The sequence below is a fragment of the Devosia sp. genome (assembly GCF_017307565.1).
GTDB lineage: Bacteria > Pseudomonadota > Alphaproteobacteria > Rhizobiales > Devosiaceae > Devosia.
Genome location: NZ_JAFKHD010000005.1, coordinates 1 through 1,752 on the forward strand (window position 1 = coordinate 1; position 1,752 = coordinate 1,752).

Here is a 1,752-nt window from a genome sequence, read left to right on the forward strand (position 1 = left end):
CCGGACGAACTTTCGGGCGGGCAGAAGCAGCGCGTCGGCATTGCCCGGGCGCTGGCGACCAATCCAAAGGTGCTGCTTTCGGACGAGGCGACGTCGGCGCTCGATCCGGAGACGACCGAACAGATTCTGGCGCTGCTCAAGCAGGTCAATGCCGAGCTTGATGTGACCGTGCTGCTGATCACGCACGAAATGTCCGTGATCAAGACCGTGGCCGATCGGGTCGCCGTGATCGATCAGGGGCGGATCGTCGAAGAGGGCGCGACCTATGACGTCTTCACCGGCCCGCAGCATGCGACGACGCGGAATTTCGTTTCCAGCATTACCGGCACAAAACTGCCCGAACATCTGGCGACGCGCCTGAGCGCTACGCCTGAGGCAGGCAAGGAAGCGTTGGTGCAGCTGGTGTTCAAGGGGGAGGGCGCGGCGCAGCCGTGGCTTTCCGTTTTGACGCGAAAACTCGATGCCGATCTTGGCATCGTGCAGGCCAAGGTGGACCACATTTCCGGCCGGCCTTTTGGCACGCTGGTGGTGAGCCTGCCTTCTATCGAAAAACTGCCCGCGCTCCTCGCGACATCTAAGGAACTGGGTCTCGAAACGGAGGTGCTCGGCTATGCCTGAGGTCTTTTCGCCCCAGATCCTGAAACTGCTCGTCGATTCCTTCGTGCAGACGCTCTACATGGTCGGCATCGCTGGCTTTATCGGCACGCTGATCGGCCTGCCGCTCGGCGTGTTTCTGGCGACCAGCCAGCGTGGTGAACTGTTCGCGGCGCCGGCCGTCAACGCCGTGCTCGGCCTGATCGTCAACGCAGCGCGCTCGACGCCGTTCATCATTCTCGTCGTCGCCATCATTCCGCTGACACGGTTGATCACCGGCACTTCCATCGGCACCAGCGCAGCCATCGTGCCGCTGACCATTGCTTCGGCGCCCTTCATTGCGCGCGTTATCGAGGCGGCCATTCGCGGCGTCGATCAGGGACTGATCGAAGCGGCGCGGTCCATGGGCGCGAGCCCCTTTCAGATCGTCCAGAAAGTTCTGCTGCCCGAGGCATTGCCGGCGATCACGCTGGCACTGACGCTGACCGTTGTGAGCCTCATCGGCTACTCGGCCATGGTGGGTGCCGTCGGCGGCGGTGGGCTCGGCGATCTCGGTATTCGGTTCGGTTATCAGCGCTTCATGCCCGACGTGATGTTGGCCGTGGTGCTGGTGCTGATCGTTCTCGTCCAGGGCGTGCAGAGCCTTGGCGATTCCCTTGCGCGGCGCTTCGACAAGCGCTCGCGCCACTAACTCCCCTCCCTCGAAAGGATTTTTATCCATGTCGTTCAAGACTGTTATTGCCGGTGTGGCCCTTGGCCTCTCGCTGATCGCGGCGCCGGCCTATGCCGAAACCATCAAGATCGGCGTTACGCCCGGCCCGCACGCTCAGATTCTGGAAGCTGTGAAGCCGATCCTTGCTGCCCAGGGTATCGACCTCGAAATCCTCGAATTCTCGGACTATGTCATTCCGAACGAGGCCTTGGCGTCGGGCGAACTCAACGCCAATTCGTTCCAGCACCAGCCTTACCTCGACAACCAGGTGCGTGACCGCGGCTACGCCATCGAATCCGTGGCAACGACCGTGAACTTCCCGATCGGCATTTACTCGGACAAGTACGAGAACATTGCCGACCTGCCCGATGGCGCCAAGATCGGCATTCCGAACGACCCGACCAATGGCGGCCGCGTGCTGCTGCTGCTCGAAGACAACGGCCTGC

3 protein-coding genes are annotated in these 1,752 nt (G+C 62.1%); all 3 read left to right on the forward strand.

The window, feature by feature from the left end; all coding sequences use genetic code 11:
• Window positions 1–618: NIL domain-containing protein (locus J0I64_RS00040; RefSeq protein WP_291405225.1), on the forward strand; the 618-nt coding region annotated here is incomplete at its 5' end.
• Window positions 611–1,285, forward strand: coding sequence for a methionine ABC transporter permease (locus tag J0I64_RS00045; protein ID WP_291405227.1), 675 nt, complete (start codon window positions 611–613; stop codon window positions 1,283–1,285). The genes J0I64_RS00040 and J0I64_RS00045, both read left to right, overlap by 8 nt.
• Window positions 1,286–1,313: 28 nt before the next feature.
• Window positions 1,314–1,752, forward strand: a 439-nt coding sequence (locus tag J0I64_RS00050) for a MetQ/NlpA family ABC transporter substrate-binding protein (protein WP_291405229.1), incomplete at its 3' end; no start/stop codon positions are given.